Consider the following 15,179-nt stretch of genomic DNA (forward strand, 5'->3'; position numbering starts at 1 on the left):
TTTCAGACATCCTCTTAGAACAAATTGATGGAGTAATTTATTCAGATGGTTTAGCTTGTATTATAGAATGCAAAGATTCAAATGAAAGCCTTAATATTGAAGCAATTGCGAAGCTAAGAAATCAACTATTACGCAGACCAACAACAAGTATCGGTAGTGTATTTAGTCGTAGTGGGTTTACGGTAGGTGCTATAACATTAGCGAGATATATTTCACCCCAAACTATTTTGTTGTGGGGAGGGAAAGAAATTAAATATTCACTGTACAATAAATACATACGTAGGTCGCTAATCAAAAAATATCGGTACTGCGTTGAGTATGGTCTTCCTGATTACGACATTACAATTGAGGATATATGACTCTAGCTTATATTATTACAGAAGGAAATAAAGATATAGAAATTTTAAAGCAATTGCTCCCACAATCTGTTATTCAAGACATAAACTTTAAATTTGTAGATGGTTCAGGGCAGTATGGAGCGCGCTCATTAGCAAGTACACTTTTAGTTACTAGATCAATTCCTGTTGCTTTGATTAATGATGCAGATACAGAAGATAATTCACTTGTTAGTGAACAATTAGATTCACTTAATTATCTACTCCGTCAAGCATCTCCAGGCATACCCTATAAAGTGTTTCTAGCAGTTCCAGAAATAGAAATAATTTTATTGCAAGACCGCTCACTAATTGAAAAAATAGCTGAACGCAGCTTTACTGATTTAGAGTGGCAACTGGCTCAGAGTAAACCCAAAGATTTTCTAACAGCAGTTTTTGGAAAAGATACACCATTTAATAAAATATTTAACAAAATCAATAATGATGAAATTCAGGCATTGCAACAACATCCATTAATACAAAACCTGATTAATTTTTTATCATCAGTTGCTGCTACACCTACAGTTTAAATTGATTAATAAATAATCAAAGCGAAGATTTAAGCCACTTTTAACGATTTTTGAGGAAAAGTAATTGGCTCTGGCAAAGGTTTTCCTTGCTCTTCATACCATTCAATCAGAGATTCAATTACCTCTTGCCCGTGTTTAGCGGCTTCTTCATAACTCTTACCATGAGTGTGGAATTGCTGCCAAGGAAACTCTGGTAAGTGTACTAAGTAGCAATTATCCTCATCTGACCATTGAATTACCATACTGTAGCGATCGTTCATTATTCTTCCTCTATTTCTCCTAGTTGCTTCAAAACACGATTGACTTGGCATTCACAGTTGAAGTTGAGTAATTTAAACTGTGGTTATTACTTAAAGTGGTTTGATGGCATAGAATAATTTTTTACTTAGTGATAAGTAGAGTTACAATGTGGCATTGCCCATTCCTTCTAGCTAGGGGGCATTGTCTAACTACTTTCAAATAACACAGTAATGATGGATTGGAAGAAACTCCTGACACCAAAAAGACTTGGCAAGACTGACGCGGAAAATCTCCAGTTTGATCGTACTCCCTTTCAAAGAGACTACGATCGCCTAGTGTTTTCCTCACCTTTTCGTCGTCTCAAAGATAAAACTCAGGTTTTTTCTTTGTCCACAAATGATTACATTCGTACTCGTCTCATTCATAGCCTTGAAGTGTCTTGCGTCGGTCGCTCCCTTGGCAGAATAGTGGGTGAGGCAATTGTAAAAAAATACGACTTTAATCAGGATGGGTTACGTGCTTCAGACTTTGGTGATATCGTATCTGCTGCTTGTCTGGCTCATGATATTGGGAATCCTCCTTTTGGCCATTCTGGAGAGGATGCTATTCGTACAGGATTTGAATCATGGTACAACACTGTTAATCATGTAGGCGAAGAACTTCTCAGCAAGTCTCAGAAAGCTGACTTTGATTCATTTGAAGGTAATGCACAAGGCTTTCGTATTCTAACCAAGCTTGAAATGCCCCCCAGAAAAGGCGGAATGCAACTAACCTGCCCAACTTTAGCTGCTTTCACAAAGTACCCTAGAGAATCTTCTCTACCAAAATCTATTTTTAACGGTTACTCAGGTAAAAGTGTTAAAAAATATGGTTTTTTCCAGGCAGAAAAAGATTTATTTGCTGAAGTAGCAGAAACGGTTGGTCTAATTCGCCGTCATAATAATGCAGCATGGTGGTCTCGACATCCGCTTGCTTTTCTTGTTGAAGCCGCAGATGACATTTGTTATTCAATTGTTGATGTAGAAGATGGCCATCGTATGGGTTACATCCCATTTGAAAAAACCAAGGAATTACTTAACGTAGTTGCAAATATTGCAAATAAAGATATTCAAGAACATGGTGAAAGCAATACAGAAATAGTTAAGCGATTGCGGGCTTTAGCTATCAATAAACTTATAAATGAGGCAAGTGATATTTTCCTGAAACACGAAGAAGATATACTTTCTGGAGAGTTTGATAAGGACTTGTTATCTCTAAGCAATTATGCAAACCACTTAGAAGAAATTGGAAAGGAAACTCGCACGGCTGTTTTCCAACATCCTGATGTTGTTAGTATCCAGATTGCTGGGTATGAAGTTTTGGGTAAACTATTTGCTGAATTTGTTAATGCCGTCCTGCACAATAGTAAAAAAGGCAATTTGGTCTATCATATGCTTCCCAAAGAATATAATAATCCGGATTCAGACAAAGATAATTATAATAAAATTCTTAGAGTTACAGACTATATCTCCGGTATGACTGATTCTTACGCTACCAGTCTATTCCAACAATTTAGTGGGATTTCATTGGGATAGGTTTAATTCAAATTTATAATGGTACTTGATTTAAAATTTTCCATTTCAATAATACATTGACAACGTAGCAAAACCTGTTTTAACGAAATAAGTAGATTGGCAAAAATAAAGCTAAATCGTGTTCGCATAGGATTTTCGTCAGAAGAGGGTCGTCATTTGTCAACAGATACTTCTGACAACTTGTAGAAATTCCCTTAGCACAGGTGTCATATCTTCTTCCCGCCACACTATGGCCGTTTCTACTAATGGTGTTTTCTCCTCTAGAGTACGATAAACTACACCAGTTCTCTGAAAATTTTGCAATGAAGACGGTGCGATCGCAATCCCCATTCCGGCTGAAACCAATCCGATAATCGTCTGCATCTGAATCGCTTCTTGAGTCACTTTTGGGCTGAAGTCTCCTTGCTGACAAAGACTTACGATTTGCTCGTAAAGTCCGGGCCCCAAATGGCGAGGAAACATGATAAAGTTTTCGTTTACTAGCGATCGCACTGAAATTTTTTCTTGTTCAGCTAAAGAATGAGTTTCCAACATAGCCACAATTAAAGCTTCTTGCTGAATGCATTCTTGATTGAGTGTGTTGTTTTCTAAAGGTGGATGGGCAAAACCTACATGAATGCAGCAATCCTGTAGCGCTTGCTCCTGCTGAGTTGTGGTTAATTCCTGCAATACCAACTCTACTTCTGGAAACTGTTCTCTAAACCGCCGCAAAATCACAGGAAGCAAATCATAAGTTGCCAAACTGGTAAACCCAATTCGCAGTAGTTCCTTTTCACCTCTTCCCGTTTTTTGGGTTTGCTCAATTCCTCTTTGGAGTTGAGCTAAAAGTTGATAAGCCTCTTGCAAAAAAACTTTTCCTGCTTCTGTTAGTTGTACCTGTCGTTTGGTTTTGCGGTGAAATAGTTCTACCCCCAATTGCGCTTCTAGTTGGTGAATTTGCTGGCTTAAGGGTGGTTGAGCGATGTGCAGTCGCTCGGCGGCTCTACTGAAGTGCAGTTCTTCAGCTACAGCAATAAAGTAGCGCAGGTGTCGCAATTCCATTTTTTTGATATTTTATAAGTTTCAATTTTCTATAAATATATAAACTCAGAGAGGCGCAAAGTAGCGCAGAGTTTTTAGATGATTTGTAACAAAAACTAGAGGTGCGATCGCTAGAATTAATGCTGATCTACACATAAACTTTATTGATAATCACAATCAAAAATGCATTTTTCACTACAATCATTCTGTGAAAAAAGTTTGTTGTTTTTAATATCAAGCTGTATCATTTACCATGCTATATTTATTCACTCTTAGAAGCATTAATTGAAATTTTTACGTGTGCTTTCCAAAACCTTAGATGCTATATATAAATTATTTAAACTTGGCTTTAGGTTTCAAATTTAATTGCAAATTATGCCACCATACTTGATATAGCAATATATTCATTCAAACTAGAAAAAGTATTAACATTTAAGCGAATTAGTGCTATATCCTTTACTGGCTAAAATTTGAGAAATAGTAATTATCGCTTATTTAATAATGAGCAAGAGTCATTCAAAAAATATCATTCATAGGGCCGAACGATCATCTATTTTTATTATCTTCAATGCCCCATACCCCATAACCCATGCCCAATACCCTAATTGCATACTTCTATGCGATCAGAAGTATCCACACCAACCCAAACAACTACCCCTAGCAGGTTAAACTAGGTCTGGTAACAACTGCTCCACGTTCCTTATGAGGCTTTTATGGGAGCTAACCTCAAACAGATTGCCAACTATTTAGACAACCTTGGTTGGGACTACCGTTTTGATGATGAAGAAGACCGAATTATAACAGGTGTGGAGGCTGATAATCTAGAAGATTTCCTAATAGTTGTCCAACTGGATGAAGAAGGAAAATTTTTTCGGGTATTTGCCCCTCAAGTTCTGGGAGGAATCCAAGACCATCCTCACAAGGCAGCTATCCTCCAGACAATGCTCGCCATTTCCTGGGAAACCAAAATGTTGCAATGGGAGTATGACCCATCGGATGGTGAAATTCGTGCCATTATTGAGTTTCCTTTAGAAGACTCGATTCTCACAGAAAAACAATTTCACCGTTGTCTGAGTGGATTAATTCAGATTGTGGATGGCATAGCAATACCTCGCCTGACAGAAGTGATGGCAACAGGCCTCGATCCGGGGAATATAGAACTTGGGGAAAGACTATTACTCAGTATCCAAGAAGAAGCCCCAGGATTGTTAGATCTACTAGAAAAAGCAATGGAAGCGCGAAAAAAGCGAGGAAGTTTTCCTAGTGAGTGAGACGGATCATCACTTAAATAGCTATACTCCAAAGTGATACCCTCACTATATACTGAAATTTTCTGGGGCTGGATATTATGACATCCTATGCAACCTCCTCTGCCAAAGCGGAAATGAGCGAACTCCGGCGGTTGAAAGCCTTACTACCACCAGAACTGCAAAGCTGGGTCACGGTTGAAGGCACAACTGAGGTCAATCCACCCCTGGTTCGCTGCGAAGAAATTGGTAAAGACCAGGTAGAAATTCAAATTGATTTGGTGAAATGGGATGCCCTCGCAATGGATCAGCGTAATCTGCTGTTCTGGCATGAGGTTGCTCGCGTTCAAAATGACACAATTCCTAAAGATGGTTGGGAAATGGCAGCACTAGCCATCGGTTTAGGTGGTGCTGTAGGGGAATTGTGGGTACAAGATGGATTGCTGCTGGTGTTAGCTTTGTCGCTTTGTGGCGTGTCAGGCTGGCGACTGTACCAAAAGAATAATGGGGAAAAGCAACTAAGAGAATTGCTCAATGCTGATGAGAAAGCGATCGCTTTAGCAACTCGTTTTGGTTATAGCCTCCCCAATGCCTACAAAAGTCTCGGTAGCGCCTTGAAAACCCTGATTGATAATACTCCTAGTAAGCGCCAACGGTCGAGATACGAAGCAAGACTCTCTGCCCTCAAACGCAGTGCTAATAAGGCAAAAGCTAAATCGAAAACTCCAAACGAGGGCGGACTATAGAAACCATAAATTAGGTTGGGGGGTATTTGCTCACCCCCCGAAATACCTAAATCAACGTAGCTTTAACAAAGTCCCCTGCCTTGAACTTTAGTTCAAGTTTCTCTCTGAGTTTGAGAGGGAAGATTTTACGAAACCTGTTAGTGGTCTTTTGATTTAGCTAATTAGACTGCCTACTAAGGAGGCTGCTGCCTCCCTAATTAGCGACAACAGCCCAATTACCATTTCATAAAATCTTACTTTTTTCTTGACTACATCTTTATCAAACTCAAATTTTACAACTGGTTCAGCATTTTATGCGTTTGGGGGATCACGCGCACGTGCTTGACAAACCCCTTCATCAAAGCTTGCCACGTCAAAACTTGATCGCCAGAAGGCGCAAGTACAGGTACTGGAGAAAATTGTTCTGGTACTGCCAAAGGCGTAACAGGTTGTAAAAATACTGAGATATCTGGACTAACCTCTGCCACCAAGGAAGCTGAACGTTCCAACTCGGCGGGATCTGTGTTTTGAGACACAATTATCTTGACAAAAACATTTAAATATGAGTCATAACATAACTGGAGAAATTTACTATGTTCTTGCCAATGACTTTCGCCGCTAACACTGGGCAATTTGAAATCCATACCTACAGAGTCTAAGTATGGGATAATCATTGCTAGTTGTTCTGGGCGATGTCCGCCGGTTTCTAAGTATATAGGTAGACCAGTTATGGCTCGCACTTGGGGTAGAAACTGCGTTAAAAATGAGGCATGAAGAAGTGGTTCGCCGCCAGTTAAGCTAATGCTATCGTGTAGACAAGGTAGATTTTGCTGTTCCACCCATTCGATTAATATGGGTAATGGGACGGGGTTAGAGTGAATTTCAAAGTCGCGCAATCCAGGCGATCGCTCTATCCGACAAGTTGTAGGTGCACTCCAAGTGTGGGCACTATCACAAAAGTGACAGCGCAAATCACACAAAGCAAAACGAATAAATATCTGACGTGTCCCGACATTCAGTCCTTCCCCTTGAATGGCAGAAAAGACCTCAATCAGGCGTGCGGTAGGTGTAACCGTATTTTTAGCAATCATTTGATGAGAGCAACGCAATCGCGCTGCGTCGGCACAACAGCAAGGATGTTTTTTGGCTTCTTGTTCTATTGTGAATCGTCGCTAGCGATCTCCAATCTCAGCCCCGGTAAATAGTAGTTAGTCCTGATTATCACTAATTCCGATATTAGGTTAAGTAATTTTGTAGGACAAAGTAATGTTTGGCATATTACATTATACATGGCAACGAAAGTGCAGAGCTTCATGACTAGCCAACCGACAGAGGTCGATTTTCCAGTTAATTCCCTAAACGACATGGCTATAGTGCAGGTGCCGACGCGGTTGAGCGTGCTGGAGGCTTTAGGCTTTAAGCAAACCTGCCAAGGCTTAATTCAGCCCAATTCATATCCCAAGCAAATCATCATTGACTTTCACCAAACTACTTTTATCGATAGTAGTGGTTTAGGTGCCCTGGTAAGTAATTTTAAATACGCCCAGACTAAGGGTATTACATTAACACTGCGGAATGTAACACCTCAAGTCATGGCAGTCCTAAAACTCACAGGGTTGGATCAGGTTTTTCCTCTAGAGCTTGTGGGGGATGGGTCGTTAATAGAACAAGATGACGTAGTAGATAATCGGAAGACAACTTCCCGTAAAGTAGAGCAGTTACCCACTACTCACCCTTCTATGGCATCTTGGATGAAACGGTTCTTAGATATTGTTGGGTCAGTGATTGGTTTATTAATTACAGGAATTTTGTTTATTCCGATTGCGATCGCTATTCAAATTAACGATCCCGGGCCTATTTTCTTTTGTCAAATTCGTTGTGGCTGGATGGGGAAACAGTTTAAAATTTGGAAATTCCGCTCTATGTGTGTGGATGCGGAAGCGAAGAAATCCCAAGTCAAAAACCAAGTGCAAGGTGCTTTTTTCAAGAATGAGAATGACCCTAGAATTACTAAGGTAGGGCGCTTTTTACGGCGAACTAGTCTTGATGAATTACCCCAATTTTGGAACGTTCTCAAAGGAGAGATGAGTTTAGTAGGCACTCGACCACCGACACCTGATGAAGTGGAACGCTATGAAGTACCAGAGTGGCAACGTTTAGATGTAAAACCCGGTATGACTGGCGAATGGCAAGTAAATGGACGTTCTACAGTCCGTAGTTTTGAAGATGTAATTCGTCTGGATTTGCAGTATCAAAAAAATTGGAGTTTAGTGTACGATTTAAAGCTAATTTTCAAAACTATAGCTATTCTGTTTAATAGAAACAGTGGTGCTGTTTAGCTAATTATCCTTATTCACAATTTTTTGAGAACTCGCAACTCTCACGATATTCTTAAATACACCCAAGCCTATTTTAGGCTTGGGTAAATTTTAGGTTAACCTACAGCACCATACAAGTGTCATTGTCTGCTTAACAAGTAAAAAGGAAAAAGAAAAAAGAAAAAAGCGAATCTCCACCTAAATGGCAAGATGCTGCGATGAATAGGGAAAAGATTTCGTTGATATAAATAATGTTTAAAACTACTGGTTTCAAAACCTAAATCTAGGAAACCTTAAGCAGCAAAAAAAGAGAAAGTACAAGGGCGATTGTTCATCAAAAAATAATTTTTATTTAAATAAAAATATACATTTCATCACTCAAATGGTACTGTAGTATTTGAAAGTTTAAATTATATATATGCCAGCCATCATTAGTATCTTTAATAATAAAGGTGGAGTGGGTAAAACCACTTATATGTTCTATATAGCCCACCTTCTTGAGCAGTCTAATAAAACCGTACTTATGGTTGATTGTGATAGCCAATGCAATCTAACAGCTTATGCACTACCTGAAAGCAATATAGAATGAGCATGGAGCGAGCGTGGAAATAGCATCTGGCGAGCAATTGAGCCAGTTTATAGATCACATTGGAGATATTCGGCAACGTGGTCCATCTCAAATAAGTCCAAACAACTATCCAAATCTTTACCTAGTTCCTGGCGATTTACTCTTAAGTAACTACGAAGACCTTTTGGGTGATACATGGAACAGTGGAAGAGGTGGTAGTGAATCTAGTTTAAGAGTTCAGTCGGCTATTTATCGTTATATTAATTGGGCTGCAAACCGTGTTCAGGCGGATGTTATCATGGTTGATCTTGGTACTAATCTAGGTGCTCTCAATTGTGCTGTACTGGGGGCTAGTGATTATTTTATAATTCCCATCTCTCCTGATCTTTTCTCTCGATTAGAGGCACAGAAAATCTAGGTTCTAAACTCGAAGCATGGCGTCAAGGTTGGGAACAATGTAATCATGCATGGAAAGATCAAAGTTTAGCTCTACCGCACGGATGCCCAACATTTTTAGGCTATGTGATGCAATAGCATAATATCCGCGAAGATTCTGAAGAAAAAATGACAAAAGGCTGGCAGATATTTGGAAATCGCATCGAGTCAGCAATTCAAGAAAATATTGTCAACAGATTAGCAAAATTGGAGCAAGTTCACTACTGGCCTGATAAAACTTTTAATCTAGGAAAAATTCCTAATCTTCACAGTCTAATTCCTTATTCATTAGAAGCAAAAAAACCAGTTTTTGATTGTACCAGTGCAGATGGTTTGCGTGGGGCACACATTAGTAGAGCTAGAGACTTAGTTGATTATTTTGAGCCAATAGCACAAAGACTTTTGACTGTGATAAACAGTATCTAAAAATACTTTCAAACTCCTTTTCAGCCTAATGCAAAGGCGCAAAGATGCTAAGAAAAACTCTGCGCCTCTGCGTGAACTTAACCCACCGCCTTCTGAACACCAACTACTTCAATCGGCTGCGCCTCTGGCAACAAACGCTTCACACCTTGCTTAACAAACCCCTGCAAAAAACCAATCTGCTGATTTTGCTGAAATACTTTTTGCAAAGTTTGCCGCAAATTATCCAAATTTAAACCAGTTCCAGAATCTATCGCTATTTCCTGCTGTTGGAAATACTCAACTAGACTTAACCCTGCGACTCTAGTCAGATAAGCTGCACTTACTCCCTGCACTACGCCACCAACAACAAAGGTAACGGCATTACTTTTCAGAACAGTACTAATAGCCTTTGTAGAAAGTTCAACTAAACCGAGTTTCAGCATCAAACTTCCCATTGTTCCAGCTACGGTTTGTGCTTGTTCTAGGGAAAATTTTTGCTGATAGATATTACCCAAATCCATTACCATTTGAGCATTAATTGCCGCAGTTGCCAGAATATCAAAGGCTGGTACTGGATTAGCAAAGGCAGCGGCAGCAGCTATCCACTGATATTGTTCAATAACTGGGGTGGCGCGATCGCGTCTGGTTACATTCAGCCAATTTTTCGCCTCAGCTTTCAACAATCCGGCTTTCCTCATGGTTGTCAACCAAACTAGCCGTTGTCCTTGCTGTGCCAAAACTTCACCCAACTGCTGAGTTAACTGCTGGGTATCTGCTGCTGGTTGCTCCATCCACTCTCGCACAGAACCATCAGCCTCATGCTTTCGGACTTTGATGGCAATGGGAGAGGCCGCAGTTGCAACTACATTTCCCTGCATCCGCTGTTTCAATGACAGCAAAATGTTGGCGCTTTCATCGGTTAAATACTGGTCTTGTTTGTTGAAAACCAGTATATTAGGCTGATTTGCTGCCTTTAGCTGCTGTAAGGTTTGAAATTCTGAGTCTGTCAAATCACCGTTTGTCAGAAATAGAACAAAATCAGATTTTGCTACTTCTGCCAAAATAGTGGCATCTGAATTTTCACCCACTTCTCTAAATAAAGGTGCTGTCTCTTGTAGAGACACGAAATTTTGTGTCTCTAGATTTTGCTCTAGCACTTGAATTAAAGTGCTTTTACCCACGGATTTCCCGCCAGTCACAGCTACTTTAATTTTTTGCCTGTCTAATTCCAGCAACAATTGGGCAACTTGTTCTCTGAGTGTCTCTAAGGCTGGATGGTTTTCTGCTTCTTGTGCTAGTTGGTTAATTACAGTTTCAGTTTTAGCGATCGCACTTTCCACAGTCGCCCGATTAACCACCATACCATCTAGCTGCTTTAAACTGTCTTTGGGGCGATTTTGCTGGAATAACCACAAACCACCGCCTACAGCTAAGGCACTCAATAAACCAAACTCACCCACCTGCACTATAGAATCGTGCCAACTGTCCAACATCCATAGAGAAAAGGACAGTCCCAATCCTCCCACTAAAATTGGTCGCTGCAACTTCACAACCATGATTCTCCGCGCCTTTTAGATGGCTATTTCTTCCAGAATAGATCAAAATAAAACAAAACCCTGCAATCTTTACTGATTGTAGGGTTTTTGTTTTATCTTTTATTTGGTGGCGGGAAGTGGATTTGAACCACTGACCTTCGGGTTATGAGCCCGACGAGCTACCAGGCTGCTCTATCCCGCGTCGCTCTTAACTTTTATAGTGTAACCTATAGTCAAGAGTTTGGCAACTACAAAAATGATAATTCTCCAATTACTTCTAAACGCTTGTATTTTCCCAAGGTGACAAACTTTTCTGAGAGGCTTTCGGCGGTGCTGGGACTAATCCACCCCATTTGCTGGAGTAAGTGAATAGCAACGGCATATTTTGCCCGTTTCGCCCCATCCATGACTTTGATTGCCAATCCCAAGCCTTCACCAAGTCTACCAATGCACTGCACTCCTTCGGCACCAGTTTTGCTGACTAGTTCTCCTGGAGTTAAGCGCATCAGTTCCGTATCAAATTCTCCATCTCCTGCTACCATTGCGGGGTGATGAGTCATGGCACGGACAATGCGCTCCATATCCAAGTTGGTACTAGAGGCTAACAGTGCATATAAAGATGCCATGTGACCGAGTTGCATCAGATAAGTTGGTGCGCCACAATCGTCATGAGCGCTGATAAATTCTGCTGCTGGCATTCGCAGCAACTCTGCTACTTTGCCCAAAATTAACTGCTGTATTGGGTGCTTGCGATCCAAGTAGTTATTCAAGGGCCAATGACGTTGCTGACAAACAGCTAACATTCCCGCATGTTTTCCAGAGCAATTGTATTCCAGAGGACTCCGTTTGCCTTCAGGAATTGGACACTGGAGTATAGTTGGGTCAAGATCCGCCCGCCAAAGGATGTTAAATACCTGTCGGACTTGATCTATTCTTCCTTTATGGGAACTTGTGATAATTGCTAAGTCGCGATCGCTAAGTTGATAGCGTTCCAGTGTACCTGTTGTGGTGACAGCGAGTGCCTGAAATGGTTTGAGGGCTGAACGGATAAATGCAGCAGTTTCAGAATTTCCGGCAACGGTTAGAACCCGTCCTCGTTCGTCGCAGACAACAGCTTGGACTATATGCCTGGATTCAATAATACCTTCCCGCAGCAACCGGACTTCCAGTGCTGCGGCTTGAGTTCGTTTTCCCATTGTCATGGGTTTATATTTATCACCTTTTTTTAGTTAGGAGTTAGGAGTTAAGAGTTATGAATTATTAACTAACTAATCACCCCTAACTCCTGACTCCTAACTTTTTAAAACAAATGCCAACCTATAGTACCAATAACGTAGATTCCCGCCAAGCCAGCAAAGGTAAATTGTAACCGTCGCAGAATGGGTTTGATTTCGTATGCAACAATTAAGCGATCGCGGTTAAGGACTTCCTGTGGCTTTGTCCAAGTTTGACCGTCGTACCAGCCGGACTCTTCATAAAATACTGTGGGACTACAAAGGCGATCGCACACGTAGAACCAGCCTAAGTACAACCTCACTAATATAAGCACTAACCCAACACTTGCTCCGGCTGCACCACAGAGAATAAAATGTGCAATATACTTGTGAGGGGGAAAACTTGCCGCAGCTATCGGCCCTGCAAAAAGCCAAGATAAACCCCAAATCCAACCAAGTTTCGTGATATACTCGCGCCAATCTAAAGTGGTATCACGAAACAGCCAGGAAGTTTTTAATTCTTCGTATTCATTGAGCGGTTGTTGGTCTGTAGGAACTGGGCAATTAGAAACCGAAGACCTAATCATGTTGGCTTACCCTCACCTTCATCAGATTCTGGAAGGGAAATACGTTCTGCATGAATCCAGAACGCTTCTAAATTATAAAACTCCCGTTCTTTGGGCATCATGATGTGAACGATCACATCACCGTAATCTTGTAGTACCCAACTCCCCTCGATTTTTCCTTCTGTCCTTAAGGGGCGCCGTTGCAACTCAGTTTCGACTTTTCCTTCAATTGCTTGAGCGATCGCCCTGACCTGTACCCTAGAATAGCCAGTCATCATCACAAAGTAATCAGCCAGGTAAGATACCTCTGCTACTTTGAGCAATAAAATCTCACCTGCTTTGCGGTCTGATGCCGCAACAGCGATCGTTGCAGCTAATTTTTCGCTCGCCTCTTCGGTTTGGCCGTGGCTTATTACCGCACTCTTCGTCAGTGGAACAGATTGCAATGGGAAATTTCCTTGGAAATAATCAGTCATTAAACCTCAGGTGCTTTCTTCCTTTTGAAACAATTGTTGACATTTACTTACAAACAACAAACAATTGATCTGACAAATGTGTCAATAGGTTTTTTTGAATACTAACAAAAAAACAGGTGTCTATGGGCCTAGTTTGATAATTGGCTGTTTAGATTTCGATATCCGCAACAGCTGATTGCTGATGGTTATTGTGCAGCGATAAATCAACCAATAGCTTTCCGGCAGGAATTGACAGTGAAAATAATCGCAGATTCATCAAACAGCATAGCAATGTAAAGCTAGTAATTCGCAGTTAACTATACATCTACGCTTTCTACTGTCTGTCTGCTAAAAATTACGATACAACACAGCATACCTAATGACTGGTCTAGCAAAAGTACGATTTTTATACGTATAGTTAAAGTGCTATTAAATACCCTTTTGCCGATTGCCCACGGGTTGAATGAAGTGAAACCGTGAGATTTTTAGTTCAACAATCCACCTGAAAACCTGCTTGTGTATTGCTATATTTTTATTAGTAAAATTATTTACCCTCAATCTTTCTGTTACTTAGATATGAGGGTATAATTGCAATTTCTACAGATGCAACATAACTTTGCTGCAAAGATTAAACTTCTTGTTTCGTAACTATGCCTGTAGACTGAATTGTTCTACGTTCTGCTGTCAATGAGTAACACAAGGACTCATACTGATTTAAAGCTTGCTCAAAAGCATATTGCTCAACGGCATATTGGCGACTTTTGTAACCCAGAGTTTTAACTTTTTCGGGGTTTTGGTACAAATCTAAAATTGCCATCGCTAAAGCTTGGGGATCTTCTGGAGGAACGATAACTCCGCCGCCACTTTGCCTAATGGCTCTTGCTGCCGTACCATTATCGGGTACAGAAGCAACTAAGGCCCCTCCACTAGCAAGTAGGACTTGAATTTTTGACGGCATATTGAAGGATACAACATTTTTCTTTTGCACTACTAAACCAACATCCGCAGCTGCTAACATTTGTGGCAAATCTTTGCGGGGTTGAAATGGCAGTAGTAACACATTGTCTGCGCCGCAGTCTAGACATTCCTGTTGCAATCGCTGTAAACCTTTTGCCTCTCCAACGATGACAAAGACAATATCTGGGATATGGCGCAACACAGAAGCAGCTTTGACAACGCTTTCTAAGCCTTGTGTTAGGGCAATGTTACCAGAATAAAGTACTACAAATTTGCCGTTGAGATTATGTGCTGTGCGGAAAGCGTTATCTTCTTTAGGTAAAGGGCGGATAAAATTTACATCAACCCAGTTGGGAATTTGCACAATTTTGTGAGCTTCTACGCCTTTAGCTCGCAAATTGTCCACAAACCCATCGGCGATGACGCTAATTTTACTGGCACTGCGGTAGGCAAATTTTTCCAATAATGTAAACAACTGGATGAGTAATTTATTTTTCAGCAGACCGACGTGGACGGCTGCTTCTGGTAATATATCTTGTAGATTTAAGATTACAGGACACGCACGTAACCATCCTAAAAGCGCAACTGGTACACAGCTTGGCAAGGATGGCGATGTTGAGAGGATCACATCTGGGCGCCAACCGATGAGGGCGGGTACAAAACTAGTGACGACGAAACTAGCATCTAGTAACACCCTATCTAATAGGTTTGGTTGTGGACGAATCCAAACGTAACTGCGTTGAATTTGAACGCCATTTTTGTATTCGTTGACATACCATTTGCCCCGATATTCCTGGTAAATTTGCCGCTCAGGGTAGTTGGGCATAGCGGTGACTACACGCACTTCATGCCCACGTTTCACTAGTCCCTCTGCTAATTCAGTCATCAGTGGGGCAATACCAATCGGTTCTGGATAGTAGTTGTAGGAGTAAATTAAAATCCGCATAAAAATTTAGTCTGAAGTACCCCGGTTTTTTATTTAGTGACAAATATTTGTCTGAAATATCATTTGGGCT

The 15,179-nt window shown here is 40.8% G+C and carries 17 protein-coding genes and 1 tRNA gene; 9 read left to right on the top strand and 9 right to left on the bottom strand.

Annotated features, from left to right (window positions below; genetic code table 11):
- Positions 1–23 precede the first annotated feature (23 nt).
- Together HWQ40_RS02955 and HWQ40_RS02960 are read left to right on the top strand one after the other, a co-directional pair.
- Positions 24–359, top strand: a complete 336-nt coding sequence (locus tag HWQ40_RS02955) for a hypothetical protein (protein WP_292774942.1) — start codon at positions 24–26, stop codon at positions 357–359.
- Entirely contained in the window at positions 356–904 is a 549-nt protein-coding gene (locus tag HWQ40_RS02960) for a hypothetical protein (protein ID WP_292774874.1), read from the top strand. Before HWQ40_RS02955 ends, HWQ40_RS02960 begins: the two co-directional genes overlap by 4 nt.
- Before the next feature lie 29 nt (positions 905–933).
- Here the strand turns inward: HWQ40_RS02960 and HWQ40_RS02965 are convergent, their stop codons facing one another.
- The gene (locus HWQ40_RS02965) at positions 934–1,164 is read right to left on the bottom strand and encodes a type II toxin-antitoxin system HicB family antitoxin (protein WP_292774876.1); all 231 of its coding nucleotides are present in this window, start codon (positions 1,162–1,164) and stop codon (positions 934–936) included.
- A 210-nt stretch (positions 1,165–1,374) separates the two neighbouring features.
- Between HWQ40_RS02965 and HWQ40_RS02970 the strand changes: the two genes are divergently transcribed.
- Positions 1,375–2,718 carry a deoxyguanosinetriphosphate triphosphohydrolase gene (locus HWQ40_RS02970; protein ID WP_292774877.1) on the top strand — a complete coding sequence of 448 codons (1,344 nt, stop codon included), beginning with the start codon at positions 1,375–1,377 and terminating at the stop codon, positions 2,716–2,718.
- 159 nt (positions 2,719–2,877) lie between these two features.
- Here the strand turns inward: HWQ40_RS02970 and HWQ40_RS02975 are convergent, their stop codons facing one another.
- Positions 2,878–3,759, bottom strand: a complete 882-nt coding sequence (locus HWQ40_RS02975) for a LysR family transcriptional regulator (RefSeq protein ID WP_292774878.1) — start codon at positions 3,757–3,759, stop codon at positions 2,878–2,880.
- 692 nt (positions 3,760–4,451) lie between these two features.
- On the opposite strand from HWQ40_RS02975, the gene HWQ40_RS02980 reads away from it, so the two are divergent.
- Positions 4,452–5,009 (top strand): hypothetical protein, encoded by a 558-nt coding sequence (locus tag HWQ40_RS02980; protein ID WP_292774879.1) that lies wholly within the window; start codon positions 4,452–4,454, stop codon positions 5,007–5,009.
- 77 nt (positions 5,010–5,086) lie between these two features.
- Entirely contained in the window at positions 5,087–5,731 is a 645-nt protein-coding gene (locus HWQ40_RS02985) for a DUF3318 domain-containing protein (protein ID WP_292774880.1), read from the top strand.
- 272 nt (positions 5,732–6,003) lie between these two features.
- On the opposite strand, the gene HWQ40_RS02990 is transcribed toward HWQ40_RS02985, so the two are convergent.
- A complete protein-coding gene (locus tag HWQ40_RS02990; protein ID WP_292774882.1) occupies positions 6,004–6,801 on the bottom strand; it encodes a 7-carboxy-7-deazaguanine synthase QueE in 798 nt (265 codons plus the stop codon).
- 198 nt (positions 6,802–6,999) lie between these two features.
- Here HWQ40_RS02990 and HWQ40_RS02995 point away from each other — a divergent pair, with 198 nt between their 5' ends.
- The 4 genes from HWQ40_RS02995 (at position 7,000) to HWQ40_RS03005 (ending at position 9,457) form a co-directional block, all read left to right on the top strand.
- Complete coding sequence (locus HWQ40_RS02995) at positions 7,000–8,049, top strand: sugar transferase (RefSeq protein WP_292774883.1); 1,050 nt, start codon at positions 7,000–7,002, stop codon at positions 8,047–8,049.
- Positions 8,050–8,446: 397 nt separating this feature from the next.
- Positions 8,447–8,617: a ParA family protein gene (locus HWQ40_RS35545; protein ID WP_334985922.1), complete on the top strand. Its 171-nt coding sequence runs from the start codon at positions 8,447–8,449 to the stop codon at positions 8,615–8,617.
- 13 nt (positions 8,618–8,630) lie between these two features.
- A complete protein-coding gene (locus tag HWQ40_RS03000; RefSeq protein WP_292774884.1) occupies positions 8,631–9,014 on the top strand; it encodes a ParA family protein in 384 nt (127 codons plus the stop codon).
- A gap of 146 nt (positions 9,015–9,160) precedes the next feature.
- On the top strand, positions 9,161–9,457 hold the full coding sequence (locus tag HWQ40_RS03005) for a hypothetical protein (protein WP_292774886.1): 297 nt from the start codon (positions 9,161–9,163) through the stop codon (positions 9,455–9,457).
- A gap of 77 nt (positions 9,458–9,534) precedes the next feature.
- Here HWQ40_RS03005 and HWQ40_RS03010 read toward each other — a convergent pair whose 3' ends face one another.
- The 6 genes from HWQ40_RS03010 to HWQ40_RS03035 form a co-directional block, all read right to left on the bottom strand.
- The gene (locus tag HWQ40_RS03010) at positions 9,535–10,992 is read right to left on the bottom strand and encodes a YcjF family protein (RefSeq protein WP_292774887.1); all 1,458 of its coding nucleotides are present in this window, start codon (positions 10,990–10,992) and stop codon (positions 9,535–9,537) included.
- Positions 10,993–11,096: 104 nt separating this feature from the next.
- Positions 11,097–11,173: transfer RNA gene (locus HWQ40_RS03015), tRNA-Met, on the bottom strand.
- Between the two features lie 46 nt (positions 11,174–11,219).
- A complete protein-coding gene (locus HWQ40_RS03020) occupies positions 11,220–12,173 on the bottom strand; it encodes an asparaginase (RefSeq protein WP_292774889.1) in 954 nt (317 codons plus the stop codon).
- Positions 12,174–12,271: 98 nt separating this feature from the next.
- Positions 12,272–12,772, bottom strand: a complete 501-nt coding sequence (locus tag HWQ40_RS03025; protein WP_292774891.1) for a CGLD27 family protein — start codon at positions 12,770–12,772, stop codon at positions 12,272–12,274.
- Complete coding sequence (gene rsfS, locus HWQ40_RS03030; RefSeq protein ID WP_292774892.1) at positions 12,769–13,227, bottom strand: ribosome silencing factor; 459 nt, start codon at positions 13,225–13,227, stop codon at positions 12,769–12,771. The genes HWQ40_RS03025 and rsfS overlap by 4 nt, the downstream gene beginning before the upstream one ends.
- 607 nt (positions 13,228–13,834) lie before the next feature.
- Complete coding sequence (locus tag HWQ40_RS03035; RefSeq protein ID WP_292774893.1) at positions 13,835–15,109, bottom strand: WcaI family glycosyltransferase; 1,275 nt, start codon at positions 15,107–15,109, stop codon at positions 13,835–13,837.
- Positions 15,110–15,179 lie beyond the last annotated feature (70 nt).

The sequence above is a fragment of the Nostoc sp. NMS9 genome (assembly GCF_017114995.1).
In the GTDB taxonomy this organism is placed as follows: domain Bacteria; phylum Cyanobacteriota; class Cyanobacteriia; order Cyanobacteriales; family Nostocaceae; genus Nostoc.